The following is a 21,458-nucleotide window of genomic DNA, read 5'->3' on the forward strand; positions in this document are numbered from 1 at the left end:
TCGGGGCGATAAAATCAGTTGTGATCGATTAGCTGCTGCCACAAAGCGGTGACTTGCGCGCGTTCGGTCAGGAAGTGATTGTCGCCTTCTAATACCGCCTCCTGACGCTGTAGCGCGAGGCGGTGCCCGGTGGATCGGTATGCTTTGTAAGCCGCGATCAGGTGGGCCACGGATTGGGCATCGAGTAAACCTGCCTCTTCCAGTGATCCGAGTATGCGAATGTTGTCCGTGTACCGGATGATCCCGGGCGCTTTAGATGCCCAAGCCAAGGCCGCGTATTGAACCATAAATTCAATATCCACGATACCTCCCGCATCCTGTTTCAAATTAAATAAAACCGGCGTTTTAGCGGCATTTACTGCACTATTTTTGGCTTTGGGCTCAGAGCTTAACTGCTCGCGCATCTTGCGGCGCATGTCGCTTACATCAGCGCGCAATTTATCCAGATCCCGCTCGCGCGTGAGGATGCGCTGCCGCACCTGCTCGAACTCCTCACCGAGGGCTGCACTACCGGCGACTACCCGTGCGCGCACCAGGGCCTGATGCTCCCAGGTCCATGCTTCATTGGCCTGATATTTCTCAAACGCCGCGAGTGACGACACCAGCAGCCCCGAGTTACCGGACGGCCGCAAGCGCATATCCACTTCGTAGAGTTTGCCCGAGGGCGTGTAGGTATTCAGCACATGGATGATGCGCTGGCCGAGGCGGGTGTAAAAGGTAATATTATCGATGGAGCGCTCGCCGTCGGTGCTGAGATTGGCATCGGCATTGTGGATAAACACCAGATCCAGATCCGACCCGTGCCCCAGCTCAATCCCGCCCAACTTGCCATAGCCGACGATCACGAAATCCGGCGCGGTATCAACCGAACCGTCCGCACGACACGGGCGACCATGGCGCTCGACCATATGCTCCCACCCCAAATTCAGCACATGCTCCAGCACTACCTCGGCGATCCAGGTCAGATAGTCGCTCACCTTCATCAGCGGTAATGCACCGGTCACCTCGCTCGCCGATACCCGCAGCGCATGGGCCGAGCGGAAATAGCGCAGCGCTTCCATGTGCCCTTCAAGATCATCCCAATTCAACCGCAATACATCACGGCGCAATTCATCGCGCAGCAACTCTTTATCGGGCGGCGCATACAAACTTTCCGGGGTGAGCAATTCGTCGAGCAGCGCGGGATATTGCGCAAGCTGGTCAGCGATCCAAGGGCTCGCCGAACAGAGCGTAATCAGTTGCTGAATAGCGGTGGGATTTTCCACCAGCAATACCAAATAAGCACTGCGACGCGCAATCGCTTCAATCAGCGGGATTACTCGCGCAAAAACCTCGGCAATCGTCAGCGGCAGCTTACCGCGCTGCGCCTCCTGCAACAGCATCAGCAGTAAACGCGGGATAAATGCATCCAGACGTGTGCGCCCACTCGCTTGCATCGATAACACAGTGCGGCTCTCGCGCAGATCGGCAAGGTTTTTAATTAACGCGGCGGCCCCCTCAATATCCTGCGCTTCCAGTGCGTGAATGGCATCCTCGCCCTGCAAACTGCCCTCCCACAAACCCAACCAAAAACTTACCGCTTTTTGATCAACAGAAACCTCTTCATCCGGTGCGGCAATTACTGCTTTAAATTCGGCGTTAACGCAGTGGCGATAGCGACTGAGTGTTTCAAAAAAACTGTCCCAATTTTCAAAACCCATCACCCAGGCCAAACGCAATTGTCCGATGGGATCAACCGGCAGCGATTGGGTTTGTTTATCCTGATAACCTTGAATCGCATGCTCGGTATTGCGCAGAAAAATATAGGCTTCAAGCAATGCCGAACCCGCGCCTGGCGGCAAATAATTTTCCTGTTCCAAAAATGGCAGCAGCACCGGCACTTTGCGTTTGCGCAAACGCGCATCGCGTCCGCCGCGAATTAATTGAAAAACCTGCACCACAAATTCCACTTCGCGGATGCCTCCCTCGCCCAATTTCACATCGAGATTCATGCCTTTGCGCTGCACTTGCCGCGCAATTAATCCTTTCATTTCACGCAGGGATTCAATCGCACTGAAATCGATATATTGGCGATAGGTAAACGGCTGCAACATTTTACCCAGCAATTTGCGCGCAGCAATTTGTCCTTCGCCGCCAGCCATCGCTACGGTGCGCGCCTTGATCATCGCGTAGCGCTCCCACTCGCGCCCTTGGGTCTGGTAGTAATCTTCCATACCCACAAAGCTCATTGCCAAAGCACCGCTCTGGCCGTGCGGGCGCAAACGCATATCCACGCGGAAAACAAAACCATCGGCAGTCACCGTATCCAAACTTTTAATCAGCTTTTGTCCAAGCTTGATAAAAAATTCCTGATTGCTAATCGCACGGCTGGCGTGATTGGTTTCACCACTTTCGGGATAGGTGAAAATCAGGTCGATATCCGAGGAGACATTCAATTCCCCCGCACCCAATTTTCCCATCCCCAACACCATAAACGGCTGCGCCAAACCCGACTCCCGCCCAATCGGTGTACCGTACATTTTTTCAAGAGCGCGATAGTGAAACTCTGCCGCGAGCAAAATGGATTTATCCGCAAAGCGCGACAACTCTGCCGTCACCTCGCGCATATCCGCTACACGATTCAGGTCGCGCCAGATAATCCGGATCATCGCCATCTGCCGTTGTTGCCGCAGACATTTATCCAACTCCGCATCGGTATTGCACGCATTAATTGCGGCAGCAAACGCCTCCAGATACGCATCCGTCTGCGCCTCAAACAGCACACCGGATTGCACCAGTTCAATTAAATACTGCGGCCGCTGCGCCGATGTTTTGGCAATAAACTCACTCGCGACAAACGCGCGCGTCAACTGGCGAAAAAACTCGTCAGCGGTAACGGATGGCGGCAGCAAATCGCGCGGATGCGGAAGGTTCTGATTCTGAAGGGCAGCTTCAAATTGATCCCAATAGCGCTGGGCAGGAGCATGTAATTCGGCGGGAATTGCGGAAAAATTCAACATAAACGCAGGACTCTTAACGCGGTTATTAGGGGGCACGATTATTGGCCAGACGGGGGAATACTAGCAGTTTATAGCACGGGGATTTCACTATATCCGTATCCGCTCAAGGAACAATCAGCCAGCGAAAACAAGGCAATAGTGAGCCCTAGTTGATTCCCTATTTGTGTGCCATTGAGTACAAGCTTCACAGTCAAAATGCCAGCCAGATCTCACCACAAAAACCCGTTTGGAATCATTAAGCTCTGGTTAAGACAAATAAAGCGTAGACTGCGCCATCGCCCCTGATTAGAGGGCATCACTGCAGGAGATTACCAAATGAACAAATCGATGATTATCGGAACACTGTTAGGCGTGGGTGTGGCTACCACAGGTGGGGCTATCGCCAGCTACCAATTTTTAAAAGAGCCTTCATACGCTGAAGTACTCAGCTCAGTCCCAGTCACCAAAACCACCAAAATTCCACGCGAAGAATGCTATGACGAAACCGTCGTTCATCAAAAACCCGTAAAGGACACCAACCGTATTGCCGGTAAAGTAATAGGGGCGGTAGTGGGCGGTGCCCTGGGTAATCAGGTGGGAGGTGGTAACGGCAAAAAAGTGGCGACTGTGGCCGGTGCGGTAGCCGGTGGTTACGCCGGTGATAAAGTGCAGGCCAATATGCAGCAAAAAGACACCTACACCACCGTGGAAAAACGCTGCAAGACTGTCTACGATAGCCGTGAAGATGTGATCGGCTACGACGTTGCCTACCGTTTGAAAGACAAGGAATCTTCCCTGCGTTTGGACTATGACCCAGGTTCGCGTATCCCGGTAGAAAATGGCCAGTTAGTATTGAATCAAACAGATCGCTAGGTATTTTTTGCACAGGGATGTGCAGCCAAATCACGCTATAAACCTCGCTCTTCTTCGTTGCCCACCCCCTCACCCGCCTTCATAACCAAACACGCACTGATTGATCACAATCAGCCCAGATTAATCCGTAAAGTTATAAGCACCTAACTAATGATTATTAGCCGCCTCCGCCATGGGCTGTTAGCCTGCGCGCCCTGTTTATTTTTAAACACCCTCAATTTCTGACACCTTTAACCGGATACCGGGTGTAGCCGGCGCACGTGGAGTGGTATGGATTTTCATTTTGGCTATGTTATCGCCGGTTTGGTGGTGGGATTTATTGTAGGCATGACCGGTGTTGGCGGCGGCTCGCTGATGACGCCGATTCTGCTCTATTTCGGCGTTAGCCCCGCCAATGCAGTGGGCACCGATTTACTTTACGCCGCCATCACCAAAGCGGGCGGTATTCATGTCCACCACAAGAAAAAAAATATCGACTGGAAGATTACCGGCGAGCTGGCACTGGGCAGCCTGCCTGCAGCAGCACTGACCCTCTGGCTACTGCATTATTTACACACCGATACCGACACCCTCAACAGCATTATTCGCACCACCCTTGGCTACGCGTTGATCCTCACCGCCATCGCTATTTTGTTTAAACGCCGAATCTTTGATTACAGCCGTAAAAATGACGCCTGGATTACCCGCATGAGCCGCCGCGAACAGATGATTGCGACGGTGCTTACCGGCATGGTGCTGGGCGCGGTAGTGACCATCACCTCTATCGGTGCAGGTGCACTGGGCACAGTAGCTTTATTTATGCTCTACCCACTGCTACCCACCGTGCGTTTGGTGGGAACTGAAATCGCCCACGCCGTGCCACTGACGCTGGTAGCGGGCATGGGGCATGCCGGTTTAGGCAATGTGGATTGGGGATTATTGGCAAACCTGTTGATTGGTTCGCTACCCGGTATTTACCTGGGCAGCCACTTGGCACACCGCGTGGCCGACCATTATTTACGCCCGGCGCTGGCGATTATGCTGGTGTTTGTAGGGATCAAATTGTTGTTCTGATAGCCGTAAACCTTGCAGCTAACCAAAAAAAATGGCGACTCACGGGTCGCCATTTTTTATTGGGCATATTCACCACCTAACCCGCCTTCTCCGGTGGCGGTGCTACTCGCAATACCTCTTCCATCGTCGTGAGTCCCGCCGCGACTTTTTGAGCGCCCGACAACCGCAAGGTGCGCATGCCCTCCTTCATCGCCAATTTGCGCAGCTCCTGCAGGTTGCAGTCGCTGGTAACTTTTTCCTTGAGCGATTCAGACAACATCAGAATTTCGTACAGGCCTTGTCGCCCCAAATAACCGGTATTGCGACATTCGAGGCAACCCACCGGGCGATAGACTTTGGCCGGCACATTCACTTTCCAGGGCGCAACCAATTCCTGCCAATCCGATGCGCTGATACTGCCCTCCTCTTTGCAATGTGGGCAGAGCGTGCGCACCAAGCGCTGTGCCATCACACCCAGTAAGGTCGCGTTGATCAAATAAGAGGGAATGCCCAAATCCAGTAATCGGGCAACGGTCGAGGGGGCATCGTTGGTGTGCACGGTCGATAGCACCAAGTGGCCGGTAAGCGCGGCTTGCACTGCCATTTGGGCGGTTTCCAGGTCGCGAATCTCACCCACCATGATAATGTCCGGGTCTTGCCGCATCAGGCTGCGGATACCGGCGGCAAAGTCCAGCCCGATTTTGTGGTGCACTTGCGTCTGGTTAAAACGCTCCTCCACCATTTCAATAGGGTCTTCAATAGTGCTGACATTCACCTCATCGGTGGCAACTTGTCGCAGCGATGAATAAAGGGTGGTGGTTTTACCGGAACCTGTGGGGCCGGTCACCAACAAGATGCCATTGGGGCGGCTAAGCATGGAGTACCAGCGCGCATAGTCATCGCCCACCAAACCCAAGTCGGTAAAACTGCGCAGCAACACTTCCGGGTCAAAAATCCGCATCACCAGTTTTTCGCCAAAGGCGGTGGGCAAGGTGGACATACGCAATTCAATTTCACTGCCATCGCTGCGCCGGGTTTTGATGCGACCGTCTTGCGGCTTGCGCTTTTCGGCAATATCCATGCGCGCCAACACCTTGAAGCGGCTGGTGACAGCGGTGGACACATTGGCGGGCAATTCGTAGACGTAATGCAAAACGCCATCGATACGGAAGCGGATGCGCCCTACTTCCCGGCGCGGCTCTATATGAATGTCACTGGCGCGCTGGTCATACGCGTATTGCAGCAACCAGTCCACTATCTTGACGATATGCTGGTCATTGGCATCCGGGTCGCTGGCTTTGCCCAGCTCCACCAGCTGCTCAAAGTTGGTAATCGCCGAGGCCGCCGTCGCCCCGCTGGCGCCGGAGACAGAGCGCGCCAAGGTGTAAAACTCCACCATAAAACGCTCGATGTCGGCGGGATTAGCCACCACGCGTTTCACCGTGCGGCGCGCCACATGCTCCACCTGCGGCTCCCAACCAGCCATAAAGGGTTGGGTACAGGCGATGATGACGTGATCCGACTCCACTTTGACGCACAAAATACCGTGGCGCTTGGCAAAGGCGTAACTGATCACCTCGGTACACTTGGCGACATCAATCTTCATCGGATCTATATGAAACAACGGCAGGCGCGCCTTGTTAGCTAACCACTCGGTGAGCGTATCGCCATCCAGAATCTTGCCCGGGCGCTGTAAATCTTCCAGATTTTGGGTGGCGACATAGGCCAGCGGGTGCATGATCGCCTGTTCGCGGCTGCGTGAGGCGCCGAGCAACATATTGGCATCCAGCTGCGACATGCGCCCATCAACGACCAGATCATTGATCAAGCCGCGCAAATCCAATACCCGATCCAGCACCATCGACGTTATTCCTGTAAATAAGAGAGCTGCGACTAAAAACCTGCACTGATTGTAGCGGCTCTGCTGACGCGAGTCTGCCCACAAGGCGACAGGCTGGCGTTTTGGTCAGCAACCACTAAGCTCAACACACCCGAAACCTAGACACCTATGCCTAACAACCAATACCAGCCACTAACAAAAGTTCAGCTAAAAAGCATCACAACTTTGTCATAAATAAGTAATAAAGCTGCGTGACCTTGGCGAGTGATGTTTTTATACTGCGCACACTTTTAACCCGAGGGGATAACCATGCCTTTTGCAAACTTGTCGAACCTGTTTGGCCGCTCGCCCATCAAGCCCATGCAAGAGCACATGGCGCTGGCTGTTAAAGCCGCCGCCGAACTCGTACCTTTTTTTGAAGCTGTCACCGGCAATGACTGGCCTCTGGCCAGCAGCATTCAGCAGCAAGTGGTGAAATTCGAAAACGATGCGGACGAAATCAAAAAGCACCTGCGCTTGCATCTGCCCAAAAGCCTGTTCCTGCCGGTACCACGCACCGACCTGCTCGAACTGCTAACTATGCAGGATCGCATTCCCAACCGCGCCAAAGACATCGCCGGTATCATCATGGGTCGTCGCATGACCATCCCCGAAAGCATGAAACCGCAGATGAATGAATTTGTGCGCGCCAGTGTTGCGGCAGCCGAGCAAGCGCTCACCGCCATCAACGAACTGGACGAGCTGCTCGAGACCGGTTTTAGCGGCCGCGAGCTGACCGTTGTCGAAAATATGATCAAGGAATTGGACATTCTTGAGGAGAAAGCCGACCAATTGGAAATTGGCGTGCGCACCTCACTCTTTGCCCTCGAAGCCCAGCTCCCCCCGGTAGATGTGATGTTCCTGTACAACATCATCGACTGGGTGGGTGATATCGCCAACCGCGCACACGATGTGGGCGGCCGTTTGCAACTGCTGCTGGCGCATTAATCCTTTACCTTGAGGAATTCAAGATGACTTTATTTGCTGAATACGGCCATGTGCTGTTTATTCTTGCCTGTGCTTTTGGCCTCTTTATGGCATGGGGCATAGGTGCCAATGATGTATCCAACGCAATGGGAACCTCGGTTGGCTCGCGTGCGCTTACCATGAAACAGGCCATTTTAATTGCCATGGTATTTGAGTTTGCCGGGGCCTACCTAGCTGGTGGTGAAGTGACAGAAACCATCCGTAGCGGGATTGTTGAACTGGACGTGATGACCGACCACCCGGATTTATTTGTCTTCGGCATGCTCGCCTCGCTGCTAGCAGCGGGTAGCTGGTTATTAATCGCCAGTATTTTGGGCTGGCCGGTATCCACCACCCACTCGATTGTCGGCGCCATCATTGGTTTTGCCGCCGTGGGCATTTCCGCCGATGCGGTGCAGTGGAGCAAGGTGTGGGGCATCGTCGGCAGCTGGGTAATTACCCCCGTTATTGCAGGCTTCCTCGCTTTCTGGATTTTCCGCTCAGTGCAATTCCTGATTCTGGACACAGAAGATCCGTTTTCCAATGCCAAACGCTACATACCCATTTATATGTTTGCGGTAGGTTTCTTTTTGTCGATGGTCACCATCCTCAAAGGCCTGAAATATGTACTTAGCTCACACAACCTTTCGTTTAGCTTTCTGGAAAGTACCTTTATAGCGGCTATTATCGGCCTCGTGGTAGCAGGCTTTGGGATGTACCTTCTCAGCCGCATTACCCAGGACAAGACAGCGGATAAAGACAACCGTTTCTCCAGTGTAGAGCGCGTGTTTGGGGTATTGATGATCTTCACTGCTTGTTCCATGGCATTTGCACACGGCTCCAACGATGTAGCCAACGCAGTGGGCCCTATGGCAGCGGTAATCAGTGTTGTTCAATCGGGTGAGGTGGGCGCCAAAGCCGCCGTCGCCCCATGGGTTCTGTTATTGGGTGGCGTTGGTATTGTTGTTGGCCTGGCAACCTATGGCTACAAGGTAATGCAAACCATTGGTAAAAAGATTACCGAACTCACCCCCAGCCGTGGTTTCGCCGCCGAAATGTCGGCAGCCGCCACCGTAGTCATTGCATCCGGCCTCGGCCTGCCCATTTCTACCACTCACACTCTGGTGGGTGCGGTGCTGGGGGTAGGTTTGGCGCGCGGGATAGGAGCATTAAATTTACGGGTCATAGGCGGTATCTTCGCCTCTTGGGTTATTACCTTACCCGCCGGAGCAGGCCTGTCGATTCTGTTTTTCTACTTCCTAAAAGGCGTGTTCAGTTAAGTCTCATTCCACCCCAAAAAACCCGAGCAGGGAAACCAGCTCGGGTTTTTTATTGCCTGGTGTTTTCCACAAGCTTGCATTTTCAGGCGCAATCATCGATAACACCCCGAATGTTTTTCTGCGAGCAGGATCATGACCGTCGACCTTAAACGCTATCAACATCGTCTGCACAGGCTTGTCGCCCTGCCTTCGGTGAGCTGCGCCATTGAACAGTGGGATATGTCCAATCAGGGCGTGATTGACCAACTTGCCAATGACTTTTCCGCACTGGGTTTTAATACCCGTATTATGCCGCTCACCCAAGCGGGTAAAGCTAATCTAATCGCAACGCTAGGCCAGGGCGATGGTGGCCTCGTCTTGGCAGGTCACAGCGATACAGTGCCCTACGATGCCAATCGCTGGCAGACTGATCCATTTCAGCTCACCGAGAAAGACGGCAAGCTTTATGGCCTTGGCGCCACCGATATGAAAGGATTTTTCCCGGTCATAATGGCTGCAGTAGAACCCTATCTTGCGCACCACTTCAAACACCCGCTTATTGTGCTAGCAACGGCGGATGAAGAGAGCAGCATGAGTGGCGCCCGCGCATTGGCACAACAGGGGCTCGGTGGTCTCTCGCCCCGCTATGCCGTTATTGGCGAACCCACTAATCTCATCCCCATCCGCGCCCACAAGGGAATCATGATGGAAGCCGTGCGAGTGCGCGGCCAGAGCGGCCATTCATCAAACCCGGCGCTTGGCAACAACGCGCTGGAGGCGATGAATCAGGTAATGAACGAGCTGCTAAGCCTGCGGCAGGAGCTGCAAACCAAATATCGCAACCCCGCGTTTGCTGTGCAAACACCCACCTTGAATCTAGGTTGTATTCACGGTGGCGATGGCGCCAATCGCATTTGCGGTGAGTGCGAATTGCATTTTGATTTACGCCTGTTACCGGGCATGGATAACAACGAGCTGCGCGCCGCTATACAACAGCGTCTCACCCCTATCGCCGAATCGAGCGGAACCGATATAGTGTTCTCCTCATTATTTGAGGGCGTCGATCCATTTGGCGAAGATGAACAGAGCCTGTTGATAAAGACCTGTGCCGAGCTCACCGGCAATGCCAGCGATAGTGTTGCCTTTGCCACTGAGGCGCCGTTTATGCAGCAACTGGGAATGCAAACCGTCGTATTGGGCCCCGGCTCTATCAACCAGGCCCATCAACCCGACGAGTTCATACCACTTAATCAAATCGAACCGGCCGTAAAACTGGTTCGTGGCTTAATAGAGCGCTTTTGCTTGTAACAACTGACAATTAACTGATCACTTTAAGAAAGAGAATCACAGTGCCCGCAAACACCCAGGATTACGTCAAGTGGTTTCGCCACTCCACGCCCTACATCAATAGACACAGCGACAAAACCTTCGTGTTGATGCTGCCAGGCGAGGCCATTACGCACACTAATTTTCACAATATAGTGCATGACATCGCCCTGCTTTGTAGCCTGGATGTGCGCCTGGTATTAGTTCATGGCGCCCGCCCGCAGATTGATGCGCGCCTGCAACTTGCCGGCAGCCAGAGCCAATTCCACAAAGGTTTGCGCATCACCGACAGCGACAACTTGAGTCTGGTTATCCAAGCGATTGGCGAGGCACGGACAATTGTCGAAGCGGCACTTTCAACCAGCCTGCCTAACTCGCCAATGCAGGATGCCGATATGCAAGTTATCAGCGGCAATTTTGTGGTTGCCATGCCCCACGGCGTTATCGAGGGTGTCGACCTGCAACACACGGGTAAAGTGCGCAAAGTACACACCAAATCACTTAACGCAGCACTGGATTCCGGAGCTGTAGTTCTGTTGTCGCCACTGGCCTATTCACCCACAGGTGAGATTTTCAACCTGTCATTCAGTGATGTCGCTACCCATGTCGCCAGCGCCATCAAAGCCGACAAGTTATTGGCATTTACTGCAGGCAATGGGCTAAGCGATAGCGAGGGCAATCTCATTCGTCAACTGTCGCTGCCAGAGTGCAAGGACTACTTGACTAGCCAAGGGGAAACCATCGGCACCGACCTGTATCAGGCGGTGAGCGCCTGTTACCACAGCTGCCTGCAAGGTGTGCAGCGCGCGCAATTAATCAGCTATGAAACCGATGGCGCACTACTGACTGAACTCTTCACCCGCGATGGATTGGGAACCATGATCTATTCCGGTCAGTACGAACAGCTGCGCATCGCCAGTATTGATGATGTTGCAGGCATATTGGAGCTGATTCGCCCCCTTGAAGAACAAGGTATTTTAGTGCGGCGCTCCCGTGAATTACTGGAGACGGAAATCGGCCAATTTCATGTTATGGATAAAGACGGCACTATCATCGCGTGTGCCGCGCTCTACCCCTATGGCGATATGGCCGAACTATCCTGCGTAGCCACCCACCCTGAATATCGCAACGGAGGGCGGGCCTCGACACTACTGCAACAGATGGAAATACAAGCGCGCAAATTGCACATCAAACAGCTATTTTTGCTCACAACCCAAACCGCCCATTGGTTTATCGAGCAAGGTTTTGTGCAGGGCAAACTCGAGGATCTGCCAATGCGGCGGCAGCAGCTTTATAACTACCAACGCAATTCCAAGATTTTCATCAAAACACTCTAGCCCGGCCGGCTCTTCGGGGCCGGACACACACCAATCCACAAATCCGAGCACTCAGCGCGCAAGATCTACCTGCCGATAGCGGGTGATTTCTGCTATGCTTTTGCTCTTTTCTGTAACTCGAATGTCACCGCTGTTAACTGCCCGCAACAGCTCCACGAGGTCATCTGCTATGCCTATTTATCGCTCCAAAACCACCACCTCTGGCCGCAACATGGCCGGTGCTCGCGCACTCTGGCGCGCCACCGGCATGAAGGATGGAGACTTTGACAAACCCATTATTGCCATAGCCAACTCCTTTACTCAATTCGTGCCCGGCCATGTGCATTTAAAAGATCTCGGTCAGCTAGTTGCTCGCGAAATAGAAAAAGCAGGTGGTGTAGCGAAAGAATTCAACACCATCGCAGTGGACGATGGTATCGCAATGGGCCACGACGGCATGCTCTACAGCCTGCCCAGCCGCGACATCATCGCCGACTCGGTTGAGTATATGGTCAATGCCCATTGCGCCGACGCGATTGTCTGCATCTCCAACTGCGACAAAATTACCCCCGGCATGCTGATGGCGGCCATGCGCTTGAATATCCCGGTAATTTTTGTATCGGGTGGGCCAATGGAAGCAGGTAAAACCAAACTCTCTGAGCACAAACTTGATCTGGTCGATGCCATGGTTATCGCTGCTGATGATCAAGCTAGCGACGAAAAAGTGAATGACTACGAACGCTCTGCCTGCCCGACTTGTGGCTCCTGCTCAGGCATGTTTACCGCCAACTCAATGAACTGCCTGACTGAAGCGCTCGGCTTAAGCTTACCCGGCAACGGCTCGCTGCTGGCCACTCACGCCGATCGCGAACAACTTTTCCTCGAGGCCGGTCGTCGCATTGTAGAAATAACCAAACGCTACTATGAACAAGATGATTACAGCGTATTACCACGCTCGATTGCCAGCTTTGAAGCTTTTGAGAATGCTATGGCATTGGATATCGCAATGGGCGGCTCCACCAACACCATTTTGCATTTGCTCGCCGCCGCACAAGAAGGAAACGTGCCCTTCACCATGTTTGATGTGGATCGCATGAGCCGGAAAGTACCACAACTGTGCAAAGTCGCCCCCAATACCCCAAAGTATCACATGGAAGATGTCCATCGGGCAGGTGGCGTGATGGGCATTCTGGCGGAGCTAAATCGCGGTGGCCTATTCCACAACAAACTGCCAACCGTACATAGCCAAACCTTTCAAGAAGCATTGGATAAATGGGACATCATAAGTACCTCCTCTGAAACGGTAGCAACTTTTTATAAGGCGGGCCCGGCAGGCATCCCAACTCAAGTTGCCTTTAGCCAAGCCACGCGCTGGCCAACACTCGATGGTGATCGCGCTGAAGGCTGCATCCGCTCCGTCGAGCACGCCTACAGCAAAGAAGGTGGCTTGGCCGTTCTTAAAGGCAATATCGCTATTGACGGCTGCGTAGTAAAAACCTCAGGTGTAGATGAAAGCTGCTGGGTATTTGAAGGTAAAGCCTATGTCGTAGAAAGCCAGGACAAAGCAGTAGCCGACATTTTAGATGGCAAGGTAAAAGCTGGAGATGTAGTGGTGATTCGCTATGAAGGCCCCAAAGGTGGCCCAGGCATGCAAGAAATGCTTTACCCCACTAGCTATCTAAAATCGAAAGGTCTGGGGAAAGCTTGCGCACTGCTGACTGATGGCCGCTTCTCCGGCGGGACTTCAGGCTTATCCATTGGCCATGTATCCCCTGAAGCCGCTGCAGGCGGTGCGATCGGCCTGGTTCAGACTGGAGATATCATTCGCATCGATATTCCCAACCGTAGCATTAATGTTGTCTTGACTGACGCAGAGCTGGAAACACGTCGCGCAGCAGAAAATGCTAAAGGCTCCCTTGCGTGGAAACCAACTGAAATTCGTCCACGCAAAGTCTCCGCCTCGCTAAAAGCCTACGCCATGCTGGCAACCAGTGCCGACAAAGGCGCGGTGCGTGATTTGAGTAAACTGGATTAAAGGGAGCATTAATAACTGCTTGTGCAGCTACAAAATGCACGAGCAGTTATTAGCAACACTTTGACAATTTAGCGACAATAAAAAAGCCAGCATTAGCTGGCTTTTTTATTGTCTGCTTATTAACGCAACAAGGATTATTGCTGTGCCAACGCTTTCAATCTAGCTTGTTCACGCTCAGAGAAAGTAACCCATTGATTGGCGAGCTTGGAACTGCGCGCATCTTTTGCCGCCTCTTTAAAAAACTTGATAGCTTCATCAAAGTTTTTCAGCTCAAACTCCGCTTGGGCAACAGTGATATTCGCATGGTCGACACGCTTAATACCACCTTTTTTCAGAGCATCGCGGCCCCACTTAGAAGCCTCTTTGAACTTATCATTGGCAAGATAAGCTTGCGCCAAGCCAATGATCATTTCTCCATCGGTTGACTTCTGTGCTGCTTTTTCATACTCGACCAAAGATTCTTTGGCGTTTTGCGACAAGCGATATGCATCTGCAAGCAACTTCAGATTCTTAGCAGTAGGCTCAACATTTTTATCAGTGTAAATACCTTTTTTCAAAACCTTAACGGCCTTATAAGGGACTTCCGCTTCTAAAAATGAATATGCCAAATTGATAAGATCTTTTTCAGTAGTCAATCCATCCATTAAATAACAAGTTTCAAGTGCGTAGAGTGCATCGTTAGTGCGATCCATCATGCGATAAACTTGCGATAGCTGCTTCCAGTACTGCGCCTTTGGATAGTGTTTGATAAGTTTTTCAAGAACAACCAAGCCGCTCTTGTAATCTTCTTTATCAAAATACAATCCACGCTGAAGAATATACCAAGATTCAGCAGGAACCTTACCAGCTGCCTCCTGCGCCCTAACAGCCTCGTTAATATTTAATAGCGCATTATTATTATCTTCAAGCTGATAATAAAGCGTAGAAAACATGTACGAGTCTTCTGGCTTCAAGGATTCAGCATAGTCAGTCCACTTAAGCAATGTTTCTAATGCTTTCTTTGGATTATCCAGCTGGGAATAAAGTTGCCCAACAATACGAATGGTGGACGCCTCGGTTGCTAATGGCATGTTAGGCGATTGAGCAAGCATTTTATTGAAGCTTTCGATAGCCTTAGTATAGTTCTCGGCCCCAAGATGAGCATAACCAGTATACTGATTAAGCAACACCAGCTCATACGCATTCGCCTTAGCTGAGTTAGCAGCCATTTCATTCAACAATTGCATAGCCTTGCGTGGATCGGGCTTTACAGATTCGTCTTGCGGTTGAAGGAAGTTTGCAGCCTCGGTAATTTTTTTGCCGAAAGATTCGCTAACATTGGGGAATTTGCGTTGCTCCGCCGAAGCGTATTTATTCTTCGCTTTAACCTGTGCGTGTACAACTCCGATTTCAATAACGCCGGGAGCAAAAACATTCACAGCGCTATTCACAAAAATTGGCGAAATAGCAACGGCGGTAACTAGCAAAGTTTTGCCAAGAGCAATTGAAACGGCAGGAAATACTTGTCTCATTTCATTACCCCTTATTTCTGCATAGTGTAAGTGAAGCGGTTCTTCACACCAGGCACTTCGACTGGCTTGCCGTCCACAACTTTTGGCTTGTATTTAAACTTGAGCGCTGCACGAACAGACGCGCGGTTAAATACTGTTGTCGGCTTGCCCTCTTTGGTGACGCATTGATCAGCAATAGGCTCTGGATCGCGAGTAGCACCAGTTTCTGTAACGGTATACACAACCGTACAAAAGCCTTCAATACCACGCGACAACGCAGTACTTGGATACTCTGGCGGCACTTTAACGATAGGTAAATATTCACCCTCACTAAAAGCCAATGAACCAGCACCAACATCAATGCCTGCTTTAGCAATAGGAGCACTCATATTCAATGCTTCACCAGACACATTAGGCGCTTCAAACTCTGGCTCCGGAAGATCTGGAGGAGTTTCAGGGGCTTCTGGTTTCTCTGGTTTAGCATCCTCAAAACGAGTCTCAATTTTTGTATCAGGCATGTTGATATCAGGAATTTTCACAGACTTTTTCTGCGCAACTTCGCCTAAATCATTATTCACTAACTGATACATCAAAAATAAGAGCAAGAAGGTGGTAACCACCCCCAACAGCCCTGCTATACCTACTTTTGCGAAGTTCATAGCAATCTATTTCTCTTCAGTAGAGACAGACACATCGGTAATGCCAGCTTCACGCGCAGCATTAGCGACCTCCAATACGAATTCAATACGAGCTTTAGTATCTGCTTGAATTGAAACTGAACCATTGGGATTGTCTGCGCGCATACGCTCAATCACTTTAACAACGCTACGTGGATCAACTTGCTTCTTATCAATCCAAATTTCATTGTCATCACCAATAGCAATCAGAATACTAGCATTAGGCTTCGAATCACCAGTAACCGCATCAGGTCTCACAACCTCTTTGCCAGCTTCTTTAATGAACGTTGCCGTAACTATGAAGAAAATCAGCATAATAAATACAACATCAAGCATAGGCGTGAGGTCGATTGCCTGCGGTTCTTCTTCAGGTTTTGCGTTGTTCCTGCTCATGAGACATCTCTTAATTACAGGTTAATACTGCGGCATCACTTAGTGATCCATTGTCAAATGGTCAGCAAACAAGCGATCTTCACGCTCAGCAATTCGAGAAAGATATGTATTTACAAACAATCCAGATAGAGCTGCAACCATGCCAGCCATTGTAGGAATTGTTGCTTTCGATACCCCACCCGCCATTGACTTGGCATCACCACCACCAGTCAGAGACAGAACACTAAACACTTCAATCATACCGGTAACAGTTCCCAGCAACCCCATAAGGGGGCAGAGAGCAATTAATGTAGTGATCATGTCCAAGTTTTTGTTAATTTTTGCTGACATACGCGAAACCATAGCTGCACGAATTTGATGTGCATTCCATGACTTTCGCTCTTTACGCTGCTCCCAACTATTCAGAGCCTGTTGGACTTCACCTTTTAGACCACCTTTAAAGTAGACCACACGCTCAAAAACGAGAGTCCACATTGCAAAGGTAAGGGCGGCGATGTAATACATCAAAGGGCCGCCCTGATCCATAAAGGCTCCAATGGCTGCAAAAGCGTCCGTTAAAGCCTGCATGTGTTATCTCCTACTTACGCTCAGAGTTTTCAGCAATAATGCCGGTAGTTTGTTCATCTAACACTTGAATAACTGCTTTAGCGCGACCGTTAACCAAGGTGTGCATCAACACAACCGGGATTGCAACCACAAGACCTTGAACAGTAGTAACCAACGCTGCCGAGATACCACCGGCCATGTTTTTAGGATCACCAGCACCGAAGATAGTGATAGCCTGGAAGGTTTCGATCATACCGGTAACAGTACCCAAGAGCCCTAAGAGAGGTGCTACAGCTGCGATGATCTTCAATACGGCCAGACCACTTTCAATTGATGGACGCTCTTTAAGAACAGCCTCTTCAAGCTTCAGTTCCAAGGTTTCGGTATCAACATTCTTATTTTCTTCTGCAACCTTCAACACACGACCCAGAGGATTGTTAGAGTTGGGCTTATCTGACTTCAATTGCGCCTTCACCTTTGAGGTCATTGCGAACAAAACTAGCATCCGCCACAAACCAAGGAAAACACCAATGAAACCTACCGCAACAATTACATATCCAACCTCACCACCCTGATCAACACGCTCAAGGAAAGTAGGAGTATCAATCAAAGCCGTCAGAAGTTGACCACCAGCAGGACCTGTTGGATCCACACCAAAGTCAACAATTCCTGAAGTCGAGTCTTGCAGTGCTTTTGCACCTGCCAAATGATCAACTGGTTGACGAGGCAGCTCTTGTATCTTAGAACCGTCAAATGTCAGGTACATGCCGTTAGAAACCAGGTTATAAACACCAACACGAACAACTTCTTGTTGTGCTTGCTCACCACTTGGTTTAATAACTGTTGAGTTGAATTTCACAACACGACCAGTCTCAACCATTTCTCTTTGCACTTCGTACCACAAGCGCTCAATTTCCTCGATATCTGGTAATTGAGTATTGCTGTTCATTTTCTCGATTAATGTATCGAGGAACTCGCCACGGTTAGGGTACTGCGCACTTACTATTGAAGTTTCCAGTGTTGCCCGGAGGTCACCGGCTGTAGACGTCAAATGGCCAAAGAGTTCTTTCATAGAACCCAAACGCTCATTCAATTGAGTCTTTTTTGCGGCTACCAAAATATCTTGTTCTTGATATTTTTTCTCGAGCGCAGCAGAACGAGCTTCTTCCGCTTGACGAGTTGCTTTTGCTTGGGCAAGCAAGTTGGCCTGATTAGCTTTGTCACGAGCGAATTCTGCTTCACGTTGCTTATGCTCTGCAGACTCACTGATTTGAGACTTCTTAACCATATCCAATAACTGGTCTAAAGTCTGAGCCTTTTCTTGTGCAACAGCGAATGAACTGCCAAGAAGACCAGCAACAGCAAGCATCAAGCAGCTTTTTACAAACTTCATTTTCATTGTGCTGCCTCCGGCGCTTGAACGGTCATGGTCATGATATCTTTGGATGCTTGATTGCGCGCGATGCGGAGCCCCTTGAGAATGGAAGAATTGTATGAACCATCAAGAGAAACCCACTGACCTTGAGAAGCATCCCAAGTACCGCACTGCTTGGCATCAGTTGTTTGGTACATCAATGAAATGCGACCAACACGAAGAATGTTTACTTCACGATCTTGTCCATCAATAGGCAGAGTACCTTTGTAAGCTTCGATTGTGCTGCCATATGCAGATTCAATCTTATAGGCTTCCAACACCTGACGGAATTTTTCGGAAACAGAGATGTCAGCACGATCCTGATTCGCCCGCAGCATAGTAATACGCTCTTTACGCTCTTCTACTTGGAAGGGCTTATCGAGACTTACAAATTGCTCCAAACTATCCAGCATGCGGAAGACCAGAGGCTGAATCTGACGCTCAATAACAGTCACTTTCTCAATTGACTGCTCAAGCTCTTGAACAACAACCAGCTGCTTGGCAACTTGTTTTTCCATTTGGGTGTTAAACACACGAAGATCGTCAATCAACTTATTCTGTTGTTTGAATTCTTGTGTCAGATCGTCAGTTTCCTGAGCCAATCTGTCGATGCGCTTCTGGGAGTCTTGCGCCAAAGTAGTTTTGGCTTGACCCGCCTTAAGTACGGCATCCAGAGTTTGATCTGCCATGGCTACGCTACCCATTAGCGCGCCGGCAGAAAGCATCGTGGTCATTGCCACCGCTTTCAATCGCTGCTTTTTCATAATCCCCCCAACTGGGTGTTCAATCAAGTGAGTTTGCGGCAACAGGCTGCCACAGACGCGTTATCCACGTAGCCTCTTCGAGGCGGCTAAGAACGGCGGCATTGTAATAAGCGACATAGCCTACTTCCAATGATTTATCCTTATACCTTCTACATGTGTATTTAGGTATCAAACCGGTAACACATTACCTTTCAAAATAAGCGAACCGGTAACACAAAAAATTAAAACAACAAAAACCACAACGAAAAAAATCAAAAAAAGACAAATGCATTTAATTAGGCGTTTCGCCGATAAACCAAAAAGCGGTGGGGTAGCTGCGCAGATTCCTCGCCGGCTATTGACGACTCAAGAGACCAAATCCGCATATCCGGTAATGAAAAAAAAGCATCTCCCTCTGGCTCAATACCCACCTCGGTTAAATACACCTTATCTACCAAGGGAAGAGCTTCTCGATAAATTTGCGCACCACCAATAACCATTGCCTCTTCAGCGCCCGACTCATTGCATGCAGCAACCTTAAGCGCATCATCAAGACTATGTACGACCACCAAATCAGATGATGCGTTCCATGACTTATCGCGCGTCACTACAACATTCATGCGCCCCGGCAAAGACCGACCGATAGACTCATAGGTTTTTCTCCCCATGATTACAGGCTTACCCATGGTCACTGACTTAAAGTATTTCAGATCTTGGGGGAGGTGCCATGGCAAACGATTTTCTATACCGATGACACCATTTTTTGCTGCCGCCACAATAATGGCTAGTTTCATGCGGAGCCTTCGCCTTTTTATTAAAACTTAAATTTGCCAACAACCTACAACTACCAACTAGACGGCAATAGGCGCAACTATGCGAGGATGAGGATCATAGCCTTCAAACTCAAAATCTTGTAATTCGTACCCAAATATCGAATCAGGTCGACGCGAGATTCTTAGTGTAGGCAAGTTTTTGGGAGTGCGTGTTAATTGTTCGTAAACTATGTCGTCAGAGATATGATTGTTGTACAAATGGCAGTCGCCAAAAGTATGCACAAAATCACCCACGCCCAAATCACACTGCTGCGCAATCATATGCGTCAGCAATGCGTAACTGGCAATATTAAAAGGCACACCGAGAAATAAATCCGCACTGCGCTGATACAACTGACAAGACAGTTTTCCATCAGCAACATAAAATTGAAACAAGGTGTGACATGCTGCAAGCGCCATACGTCCCTGCTCCACATTTTGCTGTGGACTCATGGATTCGTCGGGTAAATCAGCAGGATTCCAAGCACTGACAATCAAGCGCCGCGAGTAGGGATTCTTTTTTATCTGGGCAATAACCTGGGAAATTTGATCTATTGTAGAGCCATCCGGGCAAACCCAGCTACGCCACTGCTTGCCGTAGACAGGTCCCAAATCACCACTTTCTGTTGCCCACTCATTCCAGATATTGCAGCCGCGTTCTTTGAGCCAGTTCACATCAGTGCGCCCTTGCAAAAACCACAACAACTCAACGATGACACTCTTTAAATGCACCGTTTTAGTTGTTACCAAAGGAAACCCTTTGCCAAGATCAAAACGTAGCTGCCGACCAAAAACTGAACGAGTTCCAGTGCCGGTTCTATCCCCGCGAGTGACGCCGTTTTCTACGACATCACGCATTAAATCAAGATACTGCTTCATTCAATAACCCGTCAAAAATTGTCATTTATTTAGCGCTATCGCTTTTACCAGTCACCACATAGGCATATATCAACAGCCCAAGCCCCACGGCAAACATTGGGAGGCAAAGCAACTGACCGCGAGTCATCCAGCCCACCAGCGCCACCCCTTTATCGGGCTCACGCACAAACTCCGTCGCGAAACGAAAACTGCCATAGGCGATAAGAAATATGCCAGAAATAGCTCCGCGTGGGCGCGGCTTGGCGGAGAACCAAAACACAATAATGAACAGCAGCAAACCCTCCAGACATGCCTGATAGAGCTGGCTGGGGTGGCGACCTACGCCTTCCGGATCCATGGCCTTGGGAAAAACAATAGCCCATGGAACATCGGTAACTCGCCCCCATAATTCCTGACCGATAAAGTTGCCCAAGCGACCGAAACCCAAGCCGAGCGGCACCATTGGGGCCACAAAATCCATGAGCCCGATAAATGAGCGATCAATACGTTTGGCATAAATCATCATGGCAACAATTACACCAAGAAGACCACCATGAAATGACATCCCCCCCTCCCATACGCGGAAGAGCCAAAGCGGATCGGTCAACCAATAGTCAAAGTTATAAAACACGACATAGCCAAAACGGCCACCGAGGATGACGCCGAAAGCGCCATAGGTAATCAGATTTTCAACCTGAGCTTTGTTGATCAAAGCGCCGGGCTGTTTTGCGCGATGCATAGCTACAAGCCAGGCGCTGACAAAGGCAAAGAGGTACATGATTCCGTACCAATGCACTTTAAATGAACCAAGAGAAAACGCGACGGGATCTATATCGGGGTATTGCAGCATAAACAGTTAGA

At 50.3% G+C, this 21,458-nt stretch carries 18 protein-coding genes; 7 read left to right on the top strand and 11 right to left on the bottom strand.

Features of this window, described 5'->3' with window-relative positions; genetic code table 11:
- Positions 1–14: 14 nt before the first annotated feature.
- The gene (glnE, locus tag D0B88_RS02000; protein ID WP_151054642.1) at positions 15–2,999 is read right to left on the bottom strand and encodes a bifunctional [glutamate--ammonia ligase]-adenylyl-L-tyrosine phosphorylase/[glutamate--ammonia-ligase] adenylyltransferase; all 2,985 of its coding nucleotides are present in this window, start codon (positions 2,997–2,999) and stop codon (positions 15–17) included.
- 315 nt (positions 3,000–3,314) lie between these two features.
- Between glnE and D0B88_RS02005 the strand changes: the two genes are divergently transcribed.
- On the top strand, positions 3,315–3,851 hold the full coding sequence (locus tag D0B88_RS02005; protein WP_007639817.1) for a glycine zipper 2TM domain-containing protein: 537 nt from the start codon (positions 3,315–3,317) through the stop codon (positions 3,849–3,851).
- Between the two features lie 270 nt (positions 3,852–4,121).
- Entirely contained in the window at positions 4,122–4,904 is a 783-nt protein-coding gene (locus D0B88_RS02010; protein ID WP_007639816.1) for a sulfite exporter TauE/SafE family protein, read from the top strand.
- A 76-nt stretch (positions 4,905–4,980) separates the two neighbouring features.
- Here the strand turns inward: D0B88_RS02010 and D0B88_RS02015 are convergent, their stop codons facing one another.
- A complete protein-coding gene (locus D0B88_RS02015) occupies positions 4,981–6,744 on the bottom strand; it encodes a GspE/PulE family protein (protein WP_151054644.1) in 1,764 nt (587 codons plus the stop codon).
- A gap of 288 nt (positions 6,745–7,032) precedes the next feature.
- On the opposite strand from D0B88_RS02015, the gene D0B88_RS02020 reads away from it, so the two are divergent.
- From D0B88_RS02020 to ilvD, 5 genes are all read left to right on the top strand, one after another.
- Positions 7,033–7,710 carry a TIGR00153 family protein gene (locus tag D0B88_RS02020; protein WP_007639812.1) on the top strand — a complete coding sequence of 226 codons (678 nt, stop codon included), beginning with the start codon at positions 7,033–7,035 and terminating at the stop codon, positions 7,708–7,710.
- A 23-nt stretch (positions 7,711–7,733) separates the two neighbouring features.
- Positions 7,734–9,008, top strand: coding sequence for an inorganic phosphate transporter (locus D0B88_RS02025; RefSeq protein ID WP_007639810.1), 1,275 nt, complete (start codon positions 7,734–7,736; stop codon positions 9,006–9,008).
- Positions 9,009–9,140: 132 nt separating this feature from the next.
- On the top strand, positions 9,141–10,295 hold the full coding sequence (argE, locus tag D0B88_RS02030) for an acetylornithine deacetylase (protein ID WP_151054646.1): 1,155 nt from the start codon (positions 9,141–9,143) through the stop codon (positions 10,293–10,295).
- Between the two features lie 41 nt (positions 10,296–10,336).
- Positions 10,337–11,650: an amino-acid N-acetyltransferase gene (gene argA / locus D0B88_RS02035; protein ID WP_151054648.1), complete on the top strand. Its 1,314-nt coding sequence runs from the start codon at positions 10,337–10,339 to the stop codon at positions 11,648–11,650.
- Positions 11,651–11,819: 169 nt separating this feature from the next.
- The gene (gene ilvD / locus D0B88_RS02040; RefSeq protein ID WP_151054650.1) at positions 11,820–13,664 is read left to right on the top strand and encodes a dihydroxy-acid dehydratase; all 1,845 of its coding nucleotides are present in this window, start codon (positions 11,820–11,822) and stop codon (positions 13,662–13,664) included.
- 134 nt (positions 13,665–13,798) lie between these two features.
- On the opposite strand, the gene D0B88_RS02045 is transcribed toward ilvD, so the two are convergent.
- From D0B88_RS02045 to lgt, 9 genes are all read right to left on the bottom strand, one after another.
- Positions 13,799–15,175, bottom strand: coding sequence for a lipopolysaccharide assembly protein LapB (locus D0B88_RS02045; protein ID WP_151054652.1), 1,377 nt, complete (start codon positions 15,173–15,175; stop codon positions 13,799–13,801).
- Positions 15,176–15,186: 11 nt separating this feature from the next.
- Positions 15,187–15,813 (bottom strand): energy transducer TonB, encoded by a 627-nt coding sequence (locus D0B88_RS02050; RefSeq protein ID WP_007639798.1) that lies wholly within the window; start codon positions 15,811–15,813, stop codon positions 15,187–15,189.
- 6 nt (positions 15,814–15,819) lie between these two features.
- Positions 15,820–16,224, bottom strand: a complete 405-nt coding sequence (locus D0B88_RS02055) for a biopolymer transporter ExbD (protein WP_040391150.1) — start codon at positions 16,222–16,224, stop codon at positions 15,820–15,822.
- Positions 16,225–16,263: 39 nt separating this feature from the next.
- The gene (locus D0B88_RS02060; protein ID WP_007639790.1) at positions 16,264–16,791 is read right to left on the bottom strand and encodes a MotA/TolQ/ExbB proton channel family protein; all 528 of its coding nucleotides are present in this window, start codon (positions 16,789–16,791) and stop codon (positions 16,264–16,266) included.
- Positions 16,792–16,801: 10 nt separating this feature from the next.
- A complete protein-coding gene (locus D0B88_RS02065) occupies positions 16,802–18,169 on the bottom strand; it encodes a MotA/TolQ/ExbB proton channel family protein (RefSeq protein WP_007639789.1) in 1,368 nt (455 codons plus the stop codon).
- Positions 18,166–18,948 (bottom strand): DUF3450 domain-containing protein, encoded by a 783-nt coding sequence (locus D0B88_RS02070; RefSeq protein WP_151054654.1) that lies wholly within the window; start codon positions 18,946–18,948, stop codon positions 18,166–18,168. The genes D0B88_RS02065 and D0B88_RS02070 overlap by 4 nt, the downstream gene beginning before the upstream one ends.
- A 275-nt stretch (positions 18,949–19,223) precedes the next feature.
- On the bottom strand, positions 19,224–19,721 hold the full coding sequence (locus D0B88_RS02075) for a dihydrofolate reductase (protein WP_151054656.1): 498 nt from the start codon (positions 19,719–19,721) through the stop codon (positions 19,224–19,226).
- A 57-nt stretch (positions 19,722–19,778) separates the two neighbouring features.
- Positions 19,779–20,618 (bottom strand): thymidylate synthase, encoded by an 840-nt coding sequence (locus tag D0B88_RS02080; RefSeq protein ID WP_007639785.1) that lies wholly within the window; start codon positions 20,616–20,618, stop codon positions 19,779–19,781.
- A 25-nt stretch (positions 20,619–20,643) separates the two neighbouring features.
- Complete coding sequence (gene lgt / locus D0B88_RS02085) at positions 20,644–21,447, bottom strand: prolipoprotein diacylglyceryl transferase (RefSeq protein WP_151054658.1); 804 nt, start codon at positions 21,445–21,447, stop codon at positions 20,644–20,646.
- Between the last annotated feature and the right edge of the window lie 11 nt (positions 21,448–21,458).

Source organism: Cellvibrio sp. KY-YJ-3 (genome assembly GCF_008806955.1).
In the GTDB taxonomy this organism is placed as follows: Bacteria; Pseudomonadota; Gammaproteobacteria; order Pseudomonadales; family Cellvibrionaceae; genus Cellvibrio.